Origin of the sequence: Marimonas lutisalis (assembly GCF_005434965.1) — a bacterium.
In the GTDB taxonomy this organism is placed as follows: domain Bacteria; phylum Pseudomonadota; class Alphaproteobacteria; order Rhodobacterales; family Rhodobacteraceae; genus Marimonas_A; species Marimonas_A lutisalis.
The window spans coordinates 297,013-315,358 of record NZ_SKCI01000004.1; the positions used below are offsets into that span (position 1 = coordinate 297,013).

The following is an 18,346-nucleotide window of genomic DNA, read 5'->3' on the forward strand; positions in this document are numbered from 1 at the left end:
CTCAGTCGTGCGCCACGCCAAGATAGGCGTCGATCACATTCTGGTTGTTGCGCACCTCGTCAGGGGTGCCGTCACCGATCTTCTTGCCATAGTCCATCACCACAACACGGTCGCTCAGGTCCATCACCACGCCCATGTCGTGCTCGATCAAGGCGATGGTCGTGCCGAATTCGTCGTTCACATCGAGGATGAAGCGGCTCATGTCCTCCTTCTCCTCCACGTTCATGCCGGCCATCGGCTCGTCAAGCAGCAGAAGGCTCGGCTGCGCGGCCAGCGCGCGGGCCAGCTCGACCCGCTTTTTCAGACCATAGGGCAGGCGCGCCACCGGCGTCTTGCGGATGTGCTGGATCTCCAGGAAGTCGATGATCTTTTCTGCGACCTCGCGGTTTTCCACCTCTTCCGCCTGCGCCTTACCTTTCCAGATCGCCTGGGCCAGCAGGCCGGTCTTCATGTGGTTCAGGCGGCCGGTCATCACGTTGTCCAGCACCGTCATGCCCTCGAACAGCGCGATGTTCTGGAACGTCCGGGCAATGCCCTGCTGCGCCACCTCGTAGGGTTTCATCTGCGGCCGCGGCGCGCCCTTGTACCAGACCTCGCCCTCCTGCGGGATGTAGAAGCCCGAGATCACGTTCAGCATACTGGATTTGCCGGCGCCGTTCGGCCCGATGATCGCGCGAATTTCGCCCTCGCGGATGTCGAAGCTGATATCGGTGATCGCCTTCACACCGCCAAAGCGCAGCGTGATGTTCTTCATCTCCATCAGCACGCCGCCGATTTTTCGGCCGTCGGCGGTGACATAGGGTTCGTTGTCGTTCACGCTCATTCTGCTGCCACCTTGTGCGTCGTTACAGGAACCACCTTGGCGTCGCGGATCTCCAGCGTCGCCTTGATCGCGCCCTTGCGCCCGTCTTCATATGTCACTTCCGTCTCGGTGCTCACCTTATCGGACCCGTTGTAAAGCGCCTCGACAATGTCGTTGAACTTGTCGGCCACGAAGGCACGGCGCACCTTGCGGGTCCGCGTCATCTCGCCATCATCGGCATCCAGCTCCTTGTGCAGGATCACGAAGCGGTGGATCTGGCAGCCTGACAGCATCGGATCGTCCGCCACCGAGCGGTTCACAGCCTCGACATGGGACTGGATGTTGTCCAGAACCTTCGGATGCCCGGCCAGCTCCTGGTAGGAGGCATAGCCGATATTGTTGCGCTCGGCCCAGTTGCCCACCGCCGTCAGGTCGATGTTGATGAAGGCCACGCAATATTCCTTGCCCGCGCCAAACAGCACGGCTTCCAGGATATCGGGATAGAACTTCAGCTTGTTCTCGACATATTTGGGCGCGAACATGCTGCCATCGGCCATCTTGCCCACGTCCTTGGCCCGGTCGATGATCCGCAGGTGGCCCGTGCCTTCCTCGAAGAAACCCGCATCGCCGGTATCGACCCAGCCTTCGGCATCCTTCGTGTCGGCGGTGCTTTCGGGGTTCTTGTAATACTCCACGAACGTGCCCGGGCTGCGATAATAGATGCGGCCTTCGTCGTTGATCCTGATCTCGACCTCCGGGGCCGGCACGCCCACGGTATCCGCGCGCACCTCGCCATCGGGCTGCACGGTGATGAACACCGACGCCTCGGTCTGGCCGTAAAGCTGCTTCAGGTTGATGCCCAGCGACCGGTAAAAATCGAAAATCTCCGGCCCGATCGCCTCGCCGGCGGTATAGCCCACGCGCACCCGGCTCAGGCCCAGCGTATTCTTCAGCGGGCCATAGATCATCAGGTCGTAGAACTTGTACTTCAGCCGGTCCATGAAACCCACCGGCTTGCCGTCCAGGATATTCGGGCCCACCTTCTTGGCATGCGCCATGGCGCGGTCGAACATCCGCTTCTTGAACTTGCCGGCATCTTCCATCCGGATCATCACGTTGGTCAGCTGGGTCTCGAACACGCGCGGCGGGGCAAAGTAATAGGTCGGCCCGATCTCGCGCAGGTCGGTCATCATCGTGTCCGCGGACTCGGGGCAGTTCACGCAGAACCCCGTCCAGTAGGCCTGCCCGATCGAGAAGATGAAATCGCCCACCCAGGCCATCGGCAGATAGGCCAGCACCTCGTCGCCCGGCCCCAGGTGGTCGAACTCGGCCGAGTTCTTGGCCGAAACGATGATGTTGCGGTTCGACAGCACCACGCCCTTGGGCTTGCCGGTGGTGCCGGAGGTGTAGAGCATCACGCACTGGCTCTCATAGGTCAGCTTCGCGCGGCGCGCTTTCAGGTCCTCGATCCACTCGTCGCGGGCCGCCCGGCCCTGATCCTGCACATGGCTGAATTCATGCAGCGCATGGTGGTCGTATTTCCGCAGGCCGCGCGGATCGATGTAGATCATGTGCTCGAACTGGTGCAGGCGCTCCTGGATCTCGATCACCTTGTCGACCTGCTCCTGGTCCTCGACGATGGCGAAACGCGCGCCGCAATGCTCCAGCACATAGGCCATCTCTTCGGCCGCACTGTCCTGGTAGAGGGGCACCGGGATCGCGCCCACGCTCTGCGCGGCGACCATCGACCAGTAGAAATGCGGCCGGTTGCGGCCGATGATGGCGATGAAATCACCTTCGTTGACGCCCAGGTTGATCAGCCCCAGCGCCAGCGCCTCGATCTCTTTCTCGGTCTCGGCCCAGGTCCAGCTCTGCCAGATGCCGAATTCCTTCTCGCGATAGGCGGCCTTGTCGCCGAACTGCTTCGCGTTCCGCAGCAAAAGCGCCGGAATGGACTCAAGCCCACCGGCCGTCTCAGACGGTTGTGCCAATTCGTGTCCTCCCTCTCCCCGCTCCCCCGCGGGTGGTCCCCATTACCACGGGTGATTCTCCCGGGCCTCTAGGGTGCGCGTCTGACGCTCGCCGTCAACTTTTTCTCCAAGATTTCCGGAATCTAACGAATTGTAACAGCGGCCAGGCGCCGGAAACCCCACCGAAGCCCCCATTCCGGCATACCCCCGGGAGGGGCATTCGTCTCCACGCCATACCGGCCGGCAGGCGCTCTGGTTCATCCCTTTCATGCGTCAATACACCGAAGGAACCGGTCCGTGCCGGCTTGATTTCCCGCCCGGCGCTGATACTCAAGGTTCCAGGCAGATTTTCCGCAACATTCAGGAAAGGGCAGGCGACCATGAAAGGCAGACTCACCAGGACCATCGCGACTCTCACCTTGTTCGCCCTGGCCGCATGCGGGCAGAACCTGCCCGAACAATCGGTGCTCGGCGCGGGGGCCGGGGTTGGCGCGGCGGTCGTGCTCAGCGGCGGCGTCGCTGCCGGCGCACTCGTCGGGGCCGCGGGCAATGTCGCGTATTGCAAAACCTATCCCGATCGGTGCCACTAACCGCGCGCCACATGCCGACCGCATGACCGGGTGACGCGCCTTCGCGCATCACGCGGGCCCTTCCCACAATGGCCCCTTTGCGCTACCTCCCTGCCCAGGAGGCCCCATGCAGGAGCGCAGTACCGACACCCACGCCATGACCATGGCCGGGCTGAACCTCATTCAGCAGGCGCTCTCGATCTATGACCGCGAGTTGCGCCTTGTCGTGTCGAATGCGCAGTTCCGCGACATGTTCGAACTGCCCGCGCAGCTCACCACGCCCGGCGCCTCCTTCTCGGAAACCATCCGCTATCTCGCCACCCGTGGCGAATACGGGCCGATCGACGATATCGACCGCTTCGTCGCCACCCGGGTCGAACAGGCCCGCGCCTTCGAGCCGCATTACATGGAACGCCCGCGCGCCAATGGCCGCTGGATCTCGGTCGAAGGCTCCCCCCTGCCCGAAGGCGGCTGGGTCGCGGTCTATACCGACATCACCGCCCCCAAACGCGCCGAGCAGCTCCTGCGCGCCCGCTCCGAAGAGCTGTCTGATCAGCTCCTTTCCCATGCCGAGGAACTCTCCGCCGCCAACCGCGAACTCGCCGCCACCGTCACCGCGCTCGAAGAGGCCAAGCGCCAGATCACCGAGGCCGAGGCGCGCACCCGACTGACCGCCGAGATGATGCCCGCGCATATCGCTCATGTCGGCTCCGACCGGCGCTATACCTATTCCAACAGGCGGCTGACCTCTGTGATGCCCGGCAGCCAGACCGACATCATCGGCAAACACGCCGCCGATGTGCTCGGCCCGCAGCCCTGGTCGGTCATCGGCCCCCAGCTCGACCGCGCCTTCGCCGGTCAGCCCGCGGTATTCGAATTCAACCATGACCCGTCCTCTCGCCGCATCCGCGTGGCGCTCACCCCGGACGAAAGCACTGGCGGCGTCTACATCCTGTCAATGGACATCACCGAGGAAACCCAGACCCGCGCCGCGCTCCAGCAGACCCGCCGCCGCGAAATGGCGGCGCAACTCACCTCGGGGCTGGCGCATGATTTCTCCAACCTCCTGACAATCATCCTCGGCATGCAGTCGCGGCTGCAGCGCATGGATCTGCCCGATGTCGCCGACGAGCTGATCGCCGCCACGCTATCGGCCGCGCGCCGTGGCGGCTCTCTTCTCAATCGCATCGCCGATGTCACCGGCGCGCGCGAAGTGAACCCCCGCCCCACCGACCTGCCCGCCTTCCTGCGCGACTTCGAAACGCTCGCCGGCTCCACCCTGCCGGCCGGCATCACGCTCGAAATCAACAACCTCATCGCCCATGAGGCGATCATGCTCGATGCCGGCATGCTGCAGGACAGCCTTCTGAACCTCGTGCTCAACGCCCGAGATGCCTGCGGCGCGGCCGGCGGGCGCATTACCCTTACCGCCCGCACGGTCCAGAACACCTGGGCCGAATTCTCGGTGTGCGATACCGGCCCCGGGTTCAGCGCCGATGCCCTTGCCCACGGGTTCGAGCCCTTCTTCACCACCAAGGGCGGCGAAGGCTCGGGCCTCGGCCTCGCCATGGTCTACGACATGACGAAACTCGCCGGCGGCCGGGCAACGCTGTCGAACTGCGACACCGGTGGACAGGTCGCCCTGCGCCTGCCGCTCCGGCCGGCCCCCGCCGCGATGGCGCCCGGCCTCGTGCTCCTGGTCGAGGACAGCCCCGACCTGCGCGCCTCGGTGCGCGACATGCTCACCGGCGCCGGCCACACCGTGATCGAGGCCGCCTCGGTCGACGAAGCCCTCGCGCTCGCCGCCCAGATCCCCGACATTTCGCTCATCCTCAGCGACATCTCGCTCGAAGGCGACGCCACGGGCGTCGATCTCATCGACCGCCTGCCCGACCCGCACCCGCCCTGCTTCCTGATGACATCCCTGCCCGCCTCCCACCCGCTGCACCAGGCCGCGCTCTCCCGCGCGCCGGTTCTGGCCAAGCCCTTCTCCGACCAGGCTCTGACCGGCTTTCTTTCCAACCAGGCCCTTGCCACTTCATCTTGCTGAAAATATCCCGGGGAGCGCGAGGGGCAGCGCCCCTCGCTTGCCCGGCCTGCGCGAGGACACCAGACCATGACAGACGCCCCCCTCGTCACCATCCTCGACGACGAACCCGCGATCCGCACCATGCTGTCGGACGCGCTCGAAGAGGCGGGCTTCCGCACCATGGGCTTTGCCCGCGCGACCGAGTTCGAGGCCGCGCTGAAGACCACCACGCCCGATGTCTGCCTCGTCGACCTGTCGCTGCCCGACCGCGATGGCCTGTCACTCGTGCATCGCCTGGCGCTCGAACAGGGCGCCATCGTCATCATCATCTCCGGCCGCGCCCAGGTGCAGGACCGCGTCACCGGACTCGAACTGGGGGCCGATGACTATATCATCAAACCCTTCGACCCGGCCGAGGTCGTCGCCCGCATCCGCGCCCGCCTGCGCAAACCGGGCCCCACCGCGCAAACCGGCGATACCGCCCGCTTCAACGGCTGGACCGCGTATTTCGATCGCTACATCCTCACCGACAGCGACGGCGCCGAAACCCCCTTCTCCCATGCCGAGGGCGAGGTGCTGCGCCTCTTTCTCGAACGGCCCAAGCGGCTGATCTCCCGCGCGATGATGCAGGAAAGCCTCGGCGGGGCTGCCGGAGAAAGCTTCGACCGCGCAATGGACGTGCGCATTTCGCGCCTGCGTACCAAGCTGCGCGAAGACCCGAAAAACCCCCGCCTGATCAAAACCATATACGGCGCCGGCTACATCTTCCTAGGCGATGTCAGCTGGGGCTGACCCGGGCGTCGGACAATCTATATCTAGGCGCCACACCCCGCTTTGCACATAAATGTAGCGGATTCGTAAAATTTGAGGTATTCTTCCGGTCAACGAGAAAGGCCCAACCTTTCCGCGGGCGCGGCGTCAGAACCGCTACCTGGCACAGGGAGGGACCGACGCGTGACCCAACTCGAAACCTATACCATCCTCGCCGCGCTATGGCTGGCGGTGGCGTGGCTTCCCTACATTCTCGATCGGATCATGGTGCGCGGCCTCTTCGGCGCGATGGCCAATTACGATCCCAACGCAACGCCTCAAAGCGGCTGGGCCCAGCGCGCGATGCGCGCCCACAAGGTCGCGGTCGAGGCTTTCACGGCCTTCGCCCCGCTCGCGGTCATGGCCATGCTCCTTGCGCCCGACGATACCTATCCGGGCCTGCTGGCGATGACATGGTTCTACGCCATGATCGCCCATTACGTGATCTACTGCCTCGGCATCCCGGTGCTGCGCACGCTGGTCTTCACGCTGGCGGTCGCATCCACCGTGGCGCTCGCGCTCAGGCTCCTGGGCGTGATCTAGGCGTCCCGGGTCTCCCAAGGTCCGGCCCACCGCTCCCCGGGCCGGACGCTGCCGGTGCGGTCAGCTTTGCAGCCGCTCGACCGCACCGGCCAGAACCTTCAGACCCGCCACAAGGTCGCGCTCGTCCGTGTCTTCCTCGAACGCGTGGCTGATCCCGTCGATCGACGGCACAAACAGCATCGCCACCGGCATGTGCACCGCCACGTTGGTCGCGTCATGCAACGCGCCCGACGGCATGCTGCGCCAGTTGCCCGGCGCCACCTCCTCGGCCGCCGCCTCCAGCGCCCCGCGCAGCCGCGCATCCATCGCCACCGGCTCCAGCCCCAGCATCGGACCATAGCTCAGCTCCAGCCCGCGCCGATCGGCCACCTCGGCGGCCGTCTCGCGGATGATCTCCTCCATCCGCGCCAGGCGGTCGGCCTCGCCGTCGCGCCACTGCATGCTGAACACCGCCCGCCCCGGCACGATCGAATGCGCATCGGGATGCAGGCTGACGTGGCCGATGGTCCAGACGGTGCTCGGCGTCACCACGTTGCGGAACCGCTCGTTGATCAAGCTGTTGAATTCGGCAAGCCCCTGGAACGCATCGCGGCGCAGGTGCATCGGCGTGGTGCCCGCGTGGTTCTGCTGGCCCTCCAGCGTGATGCGCATGTCGCGGATGCCCACGATGCTCTCCACCACGCCCACGGCCTCGCCCGCCTGGTCCAGCCACGGGCCCTGCTCGATATGCATCTCGATGAACCCGGTGAACTGCTTTGGGTCCACGAAATCGCCGGCCAGGTGGGCCATGCGCGCCCGCGCCTCGGCGAATGTCTCACCCTCCCGGTCGGTCAACTCGTCCGCCACCTCCAGGCTCAGCTTGCCGGACCACACGGTGCTGCCCGTGGTCACGCCAAAACGCCCTTCCTCATCCTCGAACGACACCACCGAGACCGGCGGCCCGCCCGCCTCTCGGCTGGCCCGCGCCACCTCCAGCGCCGCCATCACGCCCAGCGCACCATCCAGCCACCCGCCCTCGGGCTGGCTGTCCGTATGCGATCCCATCAGCAATGATGGCCCCTCGGCCAGCCCAAAGAGGCTGCCGACGGGATCGAAATGCGGTCGCAGCCCCGCCGCCTCCATGCGGCCCGCCAGCCACTGCCGCGCGGCAATATCCGCCTCCGAATAGGCCGGCCGCACCACGCCCTTGCCAATGCCGCTCGCCCCGAAACGGCGCAACTCGTGCAACTCGGCCAGGAATCTCTCGGGGTTCACGGGAATCATGTCAGGGCCCTCCTTTTGCGCAACGCATACGCCGCCGGGCGTCGGCGGTCAATTTATCATGATAAATAAAGTCACCTGGTCAGGCCACCTGCCCATAGATGTTTTCGCGGTGGTATTTCAAATAGGCTGGGTGCGGATGATGCCGCGGGTTCTCGGGCAGGTGCAGTTTGCCCGTCGGCGAAATCAGCCTCTGGCGCACCTCCGAAGACACCTTGTTTTCCGATACCAGTATCTCGTGATGCGGTCCGACACCGATAAGCCCCCGGTCGAACATCCAGTGCAGTGTGCCCGACAGGGCCAGCCCGTTGATCACGATATCGGGCCCCTGCGCACTTACCGGTCGGATATGCGCGGCCTGCACCTCGGCCCGGCCTCCGCCATTTCGAAGGTCCAGCCCGGAAATCGCACACCGCCCCTTGTAGGCCGCCTTGACCTGCCGCGCGAATGACTCGTCCCGCACGGCCCGCGACATCAGCACGCGCTCGCGCAGGTCGACAAGCTCCGGATGCGCAAAGCCCGCCGCCTCTTCGGCAAAGCCGTCAGTCCCGGCCACGTCCGCCCCCGCATCGCGCGGCAGGGCGTCAGGGCCCTCCAGCGGCCGCAGCCCCGCGGACACGATCGACGTGAACTCGGCAAAGCTCAACCTGCGCACGGCCGACACGCTGGCGCCACCCGATATCGCGCGCCCACCCTGTCCACGCAGCGACCGCTCATAGGCCACCCCCATCGGATCATTGCGCTCGACGACCCGTTCGAACTGCCACAGGGTTCCCTGGTCCAGCCAGGCAAAGAAATGGTCGGCCAGGTCGGGGTCCGGCGTCACCGAAGACAGCTTTTGCACCGCGACATAGCCCAACGCACTGGCCTTGCCTTCGTAAAACACCACCCAGTCGCCCACGCATTCCTCGACAAAGCCCAGGTATCGCTTCGGGAAATGATACGCCACGCCCGGCATATCCTTGTAAATCGAAGCCGGGTTCTGGATGAAAACCGCATTCGCCATTGGGGAATGAAACGCGTATTGGCCGCAACGATCAAGAGTTGCCCCGCACCTGCACCCTTCATCTTGCTCCAAATATCCCGGGGGTGTGGGGGCTGGCCCCCACCCGGCCCCGCGGCGCGAAACACCGCGTCCCTGGCGCGCCACCCTTTCAACCCGGGCCAAGCTGGCCTAAAGCAGGGCGCGACAGTTACGGATCAAGACGCCCATGCCCCACATCACCCTCGTGCGCCACGGACAGGCCAACTCGCAGGCCCGCGACGAAACCGGATATGACAAGCTCTCAGATCTCGGCCACCAGCAGGCCCGCTGGCTGGGCGAGCATTTCCAGACCACGGGCGAGCGTTTCTCCCGCGTCTATGCCGGCACCCTGCGCCGCCAGATCGAAACCGCCCGTTCCATGGGCGCCGAGGCCCATGCCCCCCTCGTTACCGATCCGCGCCTCAATGAACTCAGCTATTTCACCATGGCCCGCCTGATGCAGGAGCAGCACGGCCTGCCCCTGCCCACCACCCGCAAAGGCTATGTCACGCACCTGCCGCAGGTCTTCGGCGCCTGGGAGCGCGATGAAATCGCCGACGCCCCCGAAAGCTATGCCGATTTCACCGCCCGCATCGACACCCTGATCGACGAAATCGCCGCCTCGCACGGCCGCGCGCTCCTGGTCACCTCGGGGGGCGTCATCGCCACCATCGTGCGCCGCATCCTGGGGCTTGATGTGCAGGCCTGGGCGCATATCGCGCTCACCATCATGAACAGCTCGGTCCACCGTCTGCACGTGCTGCACGGCTACCCGACGCTTGCGCATTTCAACGCCATCCCCCACCTTGAGCACCGCGAGCGCCAGTACGCCCAAACCCATCTCTGACCCGCCGGAAGGAACCAAGCCCATGACACATCTCTGGGTCCGCGCCGAACAGCGCCCCAACGAAGACCGCGTCGGCCTCACCCCCGAGGGCGCCCGGGCGCTGCTCGATGCCGGCATCCGCGTCACCATCGAAGAAAGCCGCACCCGCGCCATTCCGATGCAGGGCTATATCGACGCGGGCGTCGAGATCGCGGCCGAGAATTCCTGGCCGCAGGCTCCGGCCGACGCGATCATCTTCGGCCTCAAGGAACTGCCCGAGGACGGCACCCCGCTGCCGCATCGCCACATCATGTTCGGCCACGCCTTCAAGGGCCAGTTCTCCGGCAAGGCGCTGCTCAAGCGGTTCAAGCAGGGCGGCGGCACGCTCTATGACCTGGAATACCTCACCGACGATACCGGCCGCCGTGTCGCCGCCTTCGGCTACTGGGCAGGATTCGCCGGCGCCGCCGTCACCTGCATGGCCTGGGCGGCACAGCAACAGGGCGGAATCTGCGGCCCGGTCCATGCCTATGCCGACAAGGACGCCCTGCTCGACGATCTCGCCGCGCGCCTCGATGCAACCGGCAAGGCCCGCCCCGATGCCATCGTCATCGGCGCCCTGGGCCGGGTCGGCACCGGCGCGGCCGACCTCTGCGCGGCGATGGGCATCAGCGTCACCAAGTGGGACATGGCCGAAACCGCCCACGGCGGCCCCTTCCCCGAAATCCTCGCCCATGATCTCTTCTTCAACTGCATCCTTGCCCGGCCCGGCACGCCCGTTTTCGTGCCGAAATCGGCGCTGACAGCTGATCGCAGGCTCACCGCCATCGGCGACATCGCCTGCGATCCCGACAGCGATTACAACCCAGTGCCGGTCTACTCGGCCGCCACCTCGTGGGACGCACCGGTCACCCGTGCGCATGACGCCCCTCCGCTCGACGTGATGGCCATCGACAACCTGCCCTCGATGCTGCCCAAGGAAAGCTCCGAGGATTATGCAGCCCAGCTCTTGCCAACGCTCCTGCAACTCTCCAACCTTGGCGCCGGCGTCTGGCAACGCGCCCGCGCGGAATTCGAAACCCATCTGAAAGAGGTGTGAACATGACGATCCACTGGTGCGGCACCGGCCTCTCCTCCATCCCCGGCCTTCGGCGCCTGATCGAGGCAGGCCACCCCGTCACCGTCTGGAACCGGACGGTCGAAAAGGCACGCGAAACCGTGGGTGACATCGCCACCGATATCCGCGCCTTCGATCTCGACGCGCTGGCCGAGGCCACGCAGAAGGGCGATATCGTCGTCTCCATGCTGCCCGGCGACTGGCACGTGCCGATCGCGAAAATGTGCCTCGCGCACGGCGCGCATTTCGTCTCGTCTTCGTATATCTCACCCGAAATGCGCGCGCTCGATCAGGCCGCCCGCGATGCCGGCCTCTGCTTCGTGAACGAGGTCGGCCTAGATCCCGGCATCGACCACCTGATGGCGCACAAGCTCGTGGCCGAATACCGCGCCTCGGATGCCTACGCGCCCGGCAACGACATCTCTTTCACGTCCTATTGCGGCGGCGTGCCGAAACACGCCAACGCCTTCCGCTACAAGTTTTCCTGGGCGCCCGTGGGCGTGCTGAAGGCGCTGCGCTCGCCCTCGCGCTCGATCCGCCACTTCACCGAGCTCAACGTGGAAAAACCCTGGGACGCGCTCTCGCGCTATGACGCCCCGCTGCCCACGCCCGAAGCGTTCGAGGTCTATCCCAACCGCGACAGCCTGCCCTTCATCGGGGAATACGGCTTCGGCGAGGACTGGAAGATCAAGGATTTCGTGCGCGGCACGCTGCGCCTCAACGGCTGGGCCGATGCCTGGGCCGACATCTTCGACGAGGTCGGCACCGCCACCGATGAACGCCTCCAGGAAATCGCCGACAAGCTGCTCGCCGAAAACGCCTATGACGAGGACGAGCCCGACCGCGTCGTGCTCTGCGTCGATCTCGAAGCCGCGAAAGACGGCAAGACCGTCTGGCACAAGACCTACGTGATGGATGCCTGGGGCGATGCGCGCGGCACCGCCATGGCGCGGCTCGTGTCGATCCCGGTCTCGCTCGCGATCGAATCGGTGATGAACCGCGAAATCCATGCCGGCGTCACCGCCGCGCCGTCCGATCCCAAACTGGTCGATCGCTGGCTGGGCGAAATCGACCACCTCGCCCAGCACCTGCAAATCGTCGACCAGGCATAAGAAAACCCCGGGGCGCGCGCGCGCCCCGGGTCTTTTTTCCTGTTTCCGAGGGTCCGGTTCAGCGGCTGTAGGGGCCCGGCTTGTTGGCCGACGTCGTGTTGTCGGCGTCAAACACCGTCACCGTTTTCTCGCCACTCGCGCGCCAATCCGCGTTGGGGCTCGCCGGCTGGGTGCGCACCTCAACCGTTTCCAGCATACCTGAGCCCAGCTGCCCCATGGCGGCCTTGTCGTTAATCGCGCGCTCATAGGGGCCCACCATGGCCGAAGCCGAGGTCGCCAGGACGAGTGCGGTGCCAAAAGCTGCAAATGCGGTTTTCATGGGTCTTTCCTTTCATGTGTTTCGTCTTCGGTTCTGCCGAACGCCGGGGTTGCGTTCGATCTGCACCCAAGATGTGCCTTGCCCCGCACGCTTTCAAAACACGCTCACTCACCGCCGCGTGCGCACCCGCGAGCAGCATCGCAAAACCCGCCCTTGGGCCGCGAAAAAGCCAATTCTTAATTAATTTTCAGATATTTAAATAGTTGCAGAATGATCGCAGCTGAAACATCACTCACGGCTCACGCCGCCGTTTTACCGGCGTGATGCGAAACGTGATCGGAGCGGCATGCACAAGCATGCGGAAACCGCGCCTGGCCCGGGCCTCCGCGCGGCTTTCGTGAATTTGATTTCAGGGTTCAGCCGCCACGCACCAGGTCGTCTTCGTCGTCGACCGCCGACAGGCCCAGCTCGTCCAGCCCGTTTTCCAGGTGATCCGACAGGTGCGGCGTACCGATCAGGTAATCCGCCGTCGGCGTCGTCGCCTCGGCCAGCGCGGTCGCCTTCGCCTCTTCCAGCTCGTCGGCCGCGAAACTTTCGCGCCCGATCCACATGACCGCGACCAGGCTTGCCTGCTCTTCCTCGGTCAGCCGGTCGATGAAGCCGCGCAATTCACCCTCGGCGCGATTCAGCTCGCGCGCCATCAGGATCACCTGGGCGATCTTGTAAACGGAAATATCCAGCATCGGCTCACCCTCCTGTCCGCGCATGCCGCCATTGTCGGTCAAACATTCCCGCCGCGCAATCCCCCGTCCTTGATCTGGCGCAAACACGCGGCCGGCCGCATCGCGTCTCCCCGCCGGTCTTTCTTGGCACAAATACTCTCGCCGAAGGCGGCCCGCCCCCTCGGCGGACCGGGGCGGGTGGGTGGGCGGTCCGCCGAGGGGGCGGCGGTCCTGCCAGCGCACGTTCGATTAACCTAACGCGCGTTAACACCATACGGTCGCGAATGTCATACGCATGTCAGCCGGGCTGCAGCCGGATGTCACCCCCCGGTTTCGCACCGCGCGCCGGCGTTAAGGTTTCGCCTCGGGCCCGGTCAGCCGCACCACGCCGGGCTCGTCGGCGGACAGTTCCTCGAAATCGAAATTGTCCAGTTTCGCCGCGCGTTTGCCCGCCCTCTCGGCGGCCACGCTGATGCCTTCCAGGTCGCCCCGCGCCTGGTGGAAATGGGTGTTGAGCTTGTCCACCCGCTCCACCACCAGCTCCACGTCCCGGTGCAACTGCCGCAGCATCTTACGGATCGCGCCGGCCTGTTCTCGCATGCGGGCATCCTTCAGGATCGCCCGCATCGTGTTCAGCGTCGCCATGCAGGTCGTGGGGCTCACGATCCAGACCCGCGCAGCAAACCCTTCGCGCACCAGTTCGGGGAAATTGGCGTGCAGCTCGGCATAGACCGCTTCGCTCGGCAGGAACATCAGCGCGCCGTCGGCGGTTTCGCCTTCCAGGATATAACGCTCTGAAATCGCTTTGATATGCGCGCGCACCGCAGTGCGCATGCCCCGCGCCGCCTCGTTCAGCTCCCCCTGGGTCGAGGCGCGCCTCAACGCCTCATAGGCCTCCAGCGGAAATTTCGAATCCACCACGATCGGCCCTGGCGGGTTGGGCAGGTGTATCAGCAGGTCCGCCCGCTTCCCGTTCGACAGCGTCGCCTGCAGCGTATAGCTGTCCTTGGGCAGCGCCTTCGACACGATATCGTGCAGCTGGATCTCGCCAAAGGCGCCGCGTGTCTGCTTGTTCGACAGGATGTCCTGCAGGCTCAGAACATCGCCCGACAACTTGGTGATGTTCTCCTGTGCCTTGTCGATCGCCTGCAACCGCTGCTGCAATTCGCCCAGGCTCTTCGCCGTGCGCTGCGCGCTGCCCTGCAGGTTCTCCTGCATCTTGCCCGATACATCGGCCAACCGCTTTTCCATCAGCTGCAGCATCTGCGCCTGCGCCTTGGCCTGCGCCTCGCTCACATGGCTCAGCCCGCCGGCCAGCTGTTGCTGCCCGTCCGACAGCGATTGCACCCGCTGGCCCAGCGCGCCCATCTGGTGCACCAGCGGCTCGGTCGCCCGCGCCGTCCGCCCCGCCGCGCGCAGCGCGAAAATCAGCAGGATCAGCATGAGCAACAGCACCAGCCCACCGGCCAGCGCGGCCAGTTCAACTTCTGTTAGGATATGGCCGTTAATCTCGATCATGTCCGGCCAAACAGCCTCTCGATGTCCTTGAGCTTGAGTTCCACATAGGTCGGCCGCCCGTGATTGCACTGGCCCGAATGCGGCGTTGCCTCCATTTCGCGCAGCAATGCGTTCATTTCCTCGGCGCGCATCCTCCGGCCGGACCGAATCGACCCGTGGCAGGCGACCCTGCTTAGGATCGCCTCGATCTTCGCCTGCACGGCGATGCTTTCGCCCAGGTCGTCCAGCTCGTCCAGGATATCGCCCAGCATCGCCTTGGCGTTCACCTCGCCCAGGATCGCCGGTGTTTCACGCACCGCCACCGCGCCGCCGCCAAAAGGCTCGATCGTCAATCCAAGCCGTTGCAAATCCTCGGAAATCTCCATGAGCCGGGCACAATCCCCCTCGCTCATCTCGACGATTTCGGGGATCAGCAGCGCCTGCGCCGCGACACCGCTTTCCGCCATCTGGCGCTTCAGTTTCTCGTAAACCAGCCGCTCATGCGCTGCGTGCTGATCGACGATCACGATGCCAGTTTCGGTCTGCGCGATGACATAGTTCTCGTGTACCTGCGCCCGCGCCGCGCCCAGCGGCAAAGCCTCCATCGGCGCCGCGTCGTCGTCGATCACCGGCTCCACCCGTGCACTGGCCGCCTCGGCAAATCCCGGCGCCTCCATCTGCGGCGCCTGCGCCTGGTAGGCCATCGACAGCGCGGGCCTTGAAGGGCGGTCCATCTGGTAAATACGCGCCTGATCGCTCACCGGCTCGGGCCGCATCGCGCCCAGCGTCGCGCCCGCCACCGTGGTCGAGGCCCGGTGCCCCGCTTCAGCCAGCGCATGGCGCAACCCGCTGACGATCAGCCCGCGCGCCACACCCGGCTCGCGGAAACGCACCTCAGATTTCGCCGGGTGCACATTCACGTCCACAAGGTGCGGGTCGCAGTCGATGAACAGCGCCGCGGCCGGGTGGCGGTCGCGGCTCAGGAAATCGAAATAGGCCGCGCGCAACGCACCGTACAGCATCTTGTCCTTTACCGGCCGCGTGTTGACGAACAGGTATTGCGCCACGCTCGACCCGCGCGAATAGGTCGGCAGCGCGGCATAGCCCGACAGCCGCAGCCCCTCGCGCTCGGCATCGATTCGCAATGCGTTCTCGGCGAAGTCGCGTCCCAGCACCTGCGCCAGCCGCCCATGCAGCGCATCGAACAGATCCCCCGTTTTCGCGTCCGCCCGGAACACCACGCGTCCGTCGCCCCCGCCGGACACGTCGCGCAGGGTGAACCCGACATAGGGCTCGGCCATCGCCAGCCGCTTGACCACGTCGCCAATAGCCTGCGCCTCGGCCCGGTCGCTGCGCATGAACTTGAGCCGCGCCGGCGTCGCGTGAAAGATGTCGCGCAATTCCACCACCGTACCTGCGTTCAGGGCCGCCGGTTTCACCGCACTCATACACCCGCCCGACACCTCGACCTGCGCGGCATCCTCGCCGCGCACCCGCGTCGTGATGCTCAACCGCCCGACCGCGCCCAGGCTCGGCAGCGCCTCGCCACGAAACCCGAATGTGTGAATATCCAGCAGGTCCGACCCGTCGATCTTCGACGTCGCATGCCGGCTCAGCGCCAGCGGCAGGTCCGCCGCCGTCATGCCACAGCCGTCATCGCTGACCCGGATCAGGGTCTTGCCCCCATCGGCATAGTCAACCGTGATCCGCGTCGCCCCGGCATCAATGGCGTTCTCGACCAGCTCCTTCACCGCGCTGGCCGGCCGCTCCACCACCTCGCCTGCCGCGATCCGGTTGATCGCCGAATCATCCAACTGGCGGATGACGGGGCGGTTTTCGCTTATCTGGGGGCTCAGCTCGGGCATGCCACAACACTTAGCATGCCCCGCCGCGATTCGACCAGTTCCGCCAACACGCCGGCAAAAATATTCCGTTTCTTGAAAGTTTTGTCGCCGCGGCCTAGGTAGCGCGGCAGGATCGACCAACCCAGCGAAAGGAAACGCGCCATGAAAACCGAAGCCGTCGGCACCGCCACGTTCGAAACCTGGACACCCGAAGAGGCCCAGGAAGCCCTCAAGAAGAACGAGATCGTCCTGATCGACGTGCGCACGCCGCAGGAATACATGTTCGAACATATCGACGGCGCGCTTCTGTTGCCGATGTCCTTCTTCCGCGCCGACAAACTGCCCGGCCAGAGCGACAAGCGGATCGTGTTTCATTGCGGCTCGGGCGTGCGCTCGGAAAAAGTGGCCCGCGCCTGCATCGAGGCAGGGTTCGACCGGATCGCCCATATCGAAGGCGGCATGGCCGGCTGGAAGAAAGCGAAACTGCCCTATATCGGCACCAACATGGCCACCGGTGCCCCGCAAGAGGTTTTGCCCAAGGCCGACTGAGCCGGAACAGCAAAAGGCCCGGGCGCGAACGCCCGGGCCGGTTTGTCAAAACTGAGCGGGAGGAGGTGCTCAGCCTTTGGCAAATTCGGGATAGGCCTCCATGCCAAGCTCTGCCTGGTCGAGACCGTTGATCTCTTCCTCTTCCGAGACCCGGATACCCATGATGGCCTTCAGGATGAACCACACCACGGCCGAGACCACGAAGACGAAGATGCCGACCACGACGATCGAGTAGATCTGCTGGACGAGACTTGCGTCGGGGTTGGTCAGAACCACGGCGATGGTGCCCCAGATACCGGCGAACAGGTGCACCGGGATAGCGCCGACGACGTCGTCGATCTTCAGCTTGTCCAGGAACGGCACCGCAAAGACCACGATCACACCGCCCACGGCACCGATCAGCGTTGCAAAGCCCAGACCCGGGGTCAGCGGCTCGGCCGTGATCGACACGAGGCCAGCCAGCGCACCGTTCAGAACCATCGTCAGGTCGACCTTCTTGTAGATCACCTGCGTCAGGATCAGCGCGGCAATAGCGCCACCGGCGGCTGCGGTGTTGGTGTTAGCGAAGATGCGGCTGATGTCGGCCACGTTACCGGCGGTGTCCATGTAAAGCTGCGAACCACCGTTGAAACCGAACCAACCCAGCCACAGGATGAACGTACCCAGCGTCGCCAGCGGCAGATTCGAACCCAGCATCGGATGCACGCGGCCGTCCTTGTATTTGCCCAGACGCGGGCCAAGGATCAGCGCACCAGCCAGGGCCGCCCAGCCACCCACCGAGTGCACGACGGTCGAACCGGCGAAATCAAGGAAACCACCTGCATCAAGGAAACCACCGCCCCATTTCCACGAGGCTTGGATCGGATAGATCAGACCAGTCAGGATGATCACGAAGATCAGGAACGGCCAAAGCTTGATCCGTTCGGCCAGCGTGCCCGACACGATCGAGGCCGTTGTGGCGCAGAACATCAGCTGGAAGTAGAAGTCCGAACCCACGCTTGCATAGGTCAGATCAGTTTCCGTATCGGCCAGGCCCACGGGCTCCATCGCCGCGGGCGAAAACGCCCCCAGGACGCCGTCGATGCTCCAGCCATCGCCGGGATACATCAGGTTGTAACCGATCAGGTAGTACATGAGCGCCGCAAGCGAGAAGAGCGCAATGTTCTTCGTGAGCTGCATGGTCACGTTCTTCTGCCGCACCAGCCCCGCTTCGAGCATGGTAAAGCCCGCAGCCATCCACATCACCAGGAAGCCGGTGACGAGGAACATGAACGTGGTGAAGATATAGCCGATTTCGCCGTTCGGGGGCGTCACGTCCGCCTCCTGCGCGCCGGCCAGCCCCGGAAGCGCGATCAGCGCCGCCGCAAGGCCAAGTTTGGTAAGAGTATTCGTTTTCATGTCTTTCTTCCCCAC

18 protein-coding genes are annotated in these 18,346 nt (G+C 65.0%); 8 read left to right on the top strand and 10 right to left on the bottom strand.

Annotation, left to right across the window (positions count from 1 at the left end; translation table 11 throughout):
* Position 1: 1 nt before the first annotated feature.
* The gene (locus E0501_RS17315) at positions 2 to 823 is read right to left on the bottom strand and encodes an ABC transporter ATP-binding protein (protein ID WP_137702651.1); all 822 of its coding nucleotides are present in this window, start codon (positions 821 to 823) and stop codon (positions 2 to 4) included.
* Positions 820 to 2,793 carry an AMP-binding protein gene (locus tag E0501_RS17320; protein ID WP_137702652.1) on the bottom strand — a complete coding sequence of 658 codons (1,974 nt, stop codon included), beginning with the start codon at positions 2,791 to 2,793 and terminating at the stop codon, positions 820 to 822. Before E0501_RS17320 ends, E0501_RS17315 begins: the two co-directional genes overlap by 4 nt.
* Positions 2,794 to 3,152: 359 nt before the next feature.
* On the opposite strand from E0501_RS17320, the gene E0501_RS17325 reads away from it, so the two are divergent.
* From E0501_RS17325 to E0501_RS17340, 4 genes are all read left to right on the top strand, one after another.
* Entirely contained in the window at positions 3,153 to 3,362 is a 210-nt protein-coding gene (locus tag E0501_RS17325; protein WP_137702653.1) for a hypothetical protein, read from the top strand.
* 106 nt (positions 3,363 to 3,468) lie between these two features.
* Positions 3,469 to 5,391, top strand: coding sequence for a hybrid sensor histidine kinase/response regulator (locus E0501_RS17330; protein WP_137702654.1), 1,923 nt, complete (start codon positions 3,469 to 3,471; stop codon positions 5,389 to 5,391).
* A 66-nt stretch (positions 5,392 to 5,457) separates the two neighbouring features.
* Complete coding sequence (locus E0501_RS17335) at positions 5,458 to 6,162, top strand: response regulator transcription factor (protein ID WP_137702655.1); 705 nt, start codon at positions 5,458 to 5,460, stop codon at positions 6,160 to 6,162.
* Between the two features lie 162 nt (positions 6,163 to 6,324).
* On the top strand, positions 6,325 to 6,723 hold the full coding sequence (locus tag E0501_RS17340) for an MAPEG family protein (protein ID WP_137702656.1): 399 nt from the start codon (positions 6,325 to 6,327) through the stop codon (positions 6,721 to 6,723).
* A gap of 60 nt (positions 6,724 to 6,783) precedes the next feature.
* Here E0501_RS17340 and E0501_RS17345 read toward each other — a convergent pair whose 3' ends face one another.
* Together E0501_RS17345 and E0501_RS17350 are read right to left on the bottom strand one after the other, a co-directional pair.
* A complete protein-coding gene (locus tag E0501_RS17345; RefSeq protein ID WP_137702657.1) occupies positions 6,784 to 7,986 on the bottom strand; it encodes a Zn-dependent hydrolase in 1,203 nt (400 codons plus the stop codon).
* A gap of 79 nt (positions 7,987 to 8,065) precedes the next feature.
* Positions 8,066 to 8,989 carry an HNH endonuclease gene (locus E0501_RS17350; protein WP_137702658.1) on the bottom strand — a complete coding sequence of 308 codons (924 nt, stop codon included), beginning with the start codon at positions 8,987 to 8,989 and terminating at the stop codon, positions 8,066 to 8,068.
* Between the two features lie 205 nt (positions 8,990 to 9,194).
* Here E0501_RS17350 and E0501_RS17355 point away from each other — a divergent pair, with 205 nt between their 5' ends.
* The 3 genes from E0501_RS17355 to E0501_RS17365 are packed head-to-tail and all read left to right on the top strand — an operon-like array spanning position 9,195 to position 12,062.
* On the top strand, positions 9,195 to 9,854 hold the full coding sequence (locus tag E0501_RS17355; RefSeq protein WP_137702659.1) for a histidine phosphatase family protein: 660 nt from the start codon (positions 9,195 to 9,197) through the stop codon (positions 9,852 to 9,854).
* 22 nt (positions 9,855 to 9,876) lie between these two features.
* Entirely contained in the window at positions 9,877 to 10,932 is a 1,056-nt protein-coding gene (locus E0501_RS17360; RefSeq protein ID WP_137702660.1) for a saccharopine dehydrogenase, read from the top strand.
* A 2-nt stretch (positions 10,933 to 10,934) separates the two neighbouring features.
* Positions 10,935 to 12,062 carry a saccharopine dehydrogenase C-terminal domain-containing protein gene (locus E0501_RS17365; protein WP_137702661.1) on the top strand — a complete coding sequence of 376 codons (1,128 nt, stop codon included), beginning with the start codon at positions 10,935 to 10,937 and terminating at the stop codon, positions 12,060 to 12,062.
* Positions 12,063 to 12,120: 58 nt separating this feature from the next.
* On the opposite strand, the gene E0501_RS17370 is transcribed toward E0501_RS17365, so the two are convergent.
* The 5 genes from E0501_RS17370 to E0501_RS21185 form a co-directional block, all read right to left on the bottom strand.
* Positions 12,121 to 12,381: a hypothetical protein gene (locus tag E0501_RS17370; protein ID WP_137702662.1), complete on the bottom strand. Its 261-nt coding sequence runs from the start codon at positions 12,379 to 12,381 to the stop codon at positions 12,121 to 12,123.
* Positions 12,382 to 12,737: 356 nt separating this feature from the next.
* Positions 12,738 to 13,064 (bottom strand): DUF3775 domain-containing protein, encoded by a 327-nt coding sequence (locus tag E0501_RS17375; protein WP_137702870.1) that lies wholly within the window; start codon positions 13,062 to 13,064, stop codon positions 12,738 to 12,740.
* Positions 13,065 to 13,394: 330 nt separating this feature from the next.
* Entirely contained in the window at positions 13,395 to 14,561 is a 1,167-nt protein-coding gene (locus tag E0501_RS17380) for a DNA recombination protein RmuC (protein ID WP_137702663.1), read from the bottom strand.
* Positions 14,558 to 16,405, bottom strand: a complete 1,848-nt coding sequence (mutL, locus tag E0501_RS17385; RefSeq protein ID WP_137702664.1) for a DNA mismatch repair endonuclease MutL — start codon at positions 16,403 to 16,405, stop codon at positions 14,558 to 14,560. The genes E0501_RS17380 and mutL overlap by 4 nt, the downstream gene beginning before the upstream one ends.
* Positions 16,393 to 16,548, bottom strand: a complete 156-nt coding sequence (locus tag E0501_RS21185) for a hypothetical protein (RefSeq protein ID WP_161594651.1) — start codon at positions 16,546 to 16,548, stop codon at positions 16,393 to 16,395. The genes mutL and E0501_RS21185 overlap by 13 nt, the downstream gene beginning before the upstream one ends.
* Here E0501_RS21185 and E0501_RS17390 point away from each other — a divergent pair.
* Positions 16,547 to 16,933: a rhodanese-like domain-containing protein gene (locus tag E0501_RS17390; protein WP_137702665.1), complete on the top strand. Its 387-nt coding sequence runs from the start codon at positions 16,547 to 16,549 to the stop codon at positions 16,931 to 16,933. The two genes, E0501_RS21185 and E0501_RS17390, sit on opposite strands and share 2 nt — an antisense overlap.
* Before the next feature lie 69 nt (positions 16,934 to 17,002).
* On the opposite strand, the gene E0501_RS17395 is transcribed toward E0501_RS17390, so the two are convergent.
* A complete protein-coding gene (locus E0501_RS17395) occupies positions 17,003 to 18,331 on the bottom strand; it encodes an ammonium transporter (RefSeq protein ID WP_137702666.1) in 1,329 nt (442 codons plus the stop codon).
* Between the last annotated feature and the right edge of the window lie 15 nt (positions 18,332 to 18,346).

Excerpts from the sequence above, each read along its gene's own strand:
- mutL (WP_137702664.1), bottom strand. The coding sequence starts at position 16,405 with ATGCCCGAGCTGAGCCCCCAGATAAGCGAAAACCGCCCCGTCATCCGC.
- E0501_RS17375 (WP_137702870.1), bottom strand. The coding sequence starts at position 13,064 with ATGCTGGATATTTCCGTTTACAAGATCGCCCAGGTGATCCTGATGGCG.
- E0501_RS17355 (WP_137702659.1), top strand. The coding sequence starts at position 9,195 with ATGCCCCACATCACCCTCGTGCGCCACGGACAGGCCAACTCGCAGGCC.
- E0501_RS17370 (WP_137702662.1), bottom strand. The coding sequence starts at position 12,381 with ATGAAAACCGCATTTGCAGCTTTTGGCACCGCACTCGTCCTGGCGACC.
- E0501_RS17395 (WP_137702666.1), bottom strand. The coding sequence starts at position 18,331 with ATGAAAACGAATACTCTTACCAAACTTGGCCTTGCGGCGGCGCTGATC.
- E0501_RS17315 (WP_137702651.1), bottom strand. The coding sequence starts at position 823 with ATGAGCGTGAACGACAACGAACCCTATGTCACCGCCGACGGCCGAAAA.
- E0501_RS17360 (WP_137702660.1), top strand. The coding sequence starts at position 9,877 with ATGACACATCTCTGGGTCCGCGCCGAACAGCGCCCCAACGAAGACCGC.
- E0501_RS17330 (WP_137702654.1), top strand. The coding sequence starts at position 3,469 with ATGCAGGAGCGCAGTACCGACACCCACGCCATGACCATGGCCGGGCTG.
- E0501_RS17350 (WP_137702658.1), bottom strand. The coding sequence starts at position 8,989 with ATGGCGAATGCGGTTTTCATCCAGAACCCGGCTTCGATTTACAAGGAT.
- E0501_RS17325 (WP_137702653.1), top strand. The coding sequence starts at position 3,153 with ATGAAAGGCAGACTCACCAGGACCATCGCGACTCTCACCTTGTTCGCC.
- E0501_RS17345 (WP_137702657.1), bottom strand. The coding sequence starts at position 7,986 with ATGATTCCCGTGAACCCCGAGAGATTCCTGGCCGAGTTGCACGAGTTG.
- E0501_RS17365 (WP_137702661.1), top strand. The coding sequence starts at position 10,935 with ATGACGATCCACTGGTGCGGCACCGGCCTCTCCTCCATCCCCGGCCTT.
- E0501_RS21185 (WP_161594651.1), bottom strand. The coding sequence starts at position 16,548 with ATGGCGCGTTTCCTTTCGCTGGGTTGGTCGATCCTGCCGCGCTACCTA.
- E0501_RS17380 (WP_137702663.1), bottom strand. The coding sequence starts at position 14,561 with ATGATCGAGATTAACGGCCATATCCTAACAGAAGTTGAACTGGCCGCG.
- E0501_RS17390 (WP_137702665.1), top strand. The coding sequence starts at position 16,547 with ATGAAAACCGAAGCCGTCGGCACCGCCACGTTCGAAACCTGGACACCC.
- E0501_RS17335 (WP_137702655.1), top strand. The coding sequence starts at position 5,458 with ATGACAGACGCCCCCCTCGTCACCATCCTCGACGACGAACCCGCGATC.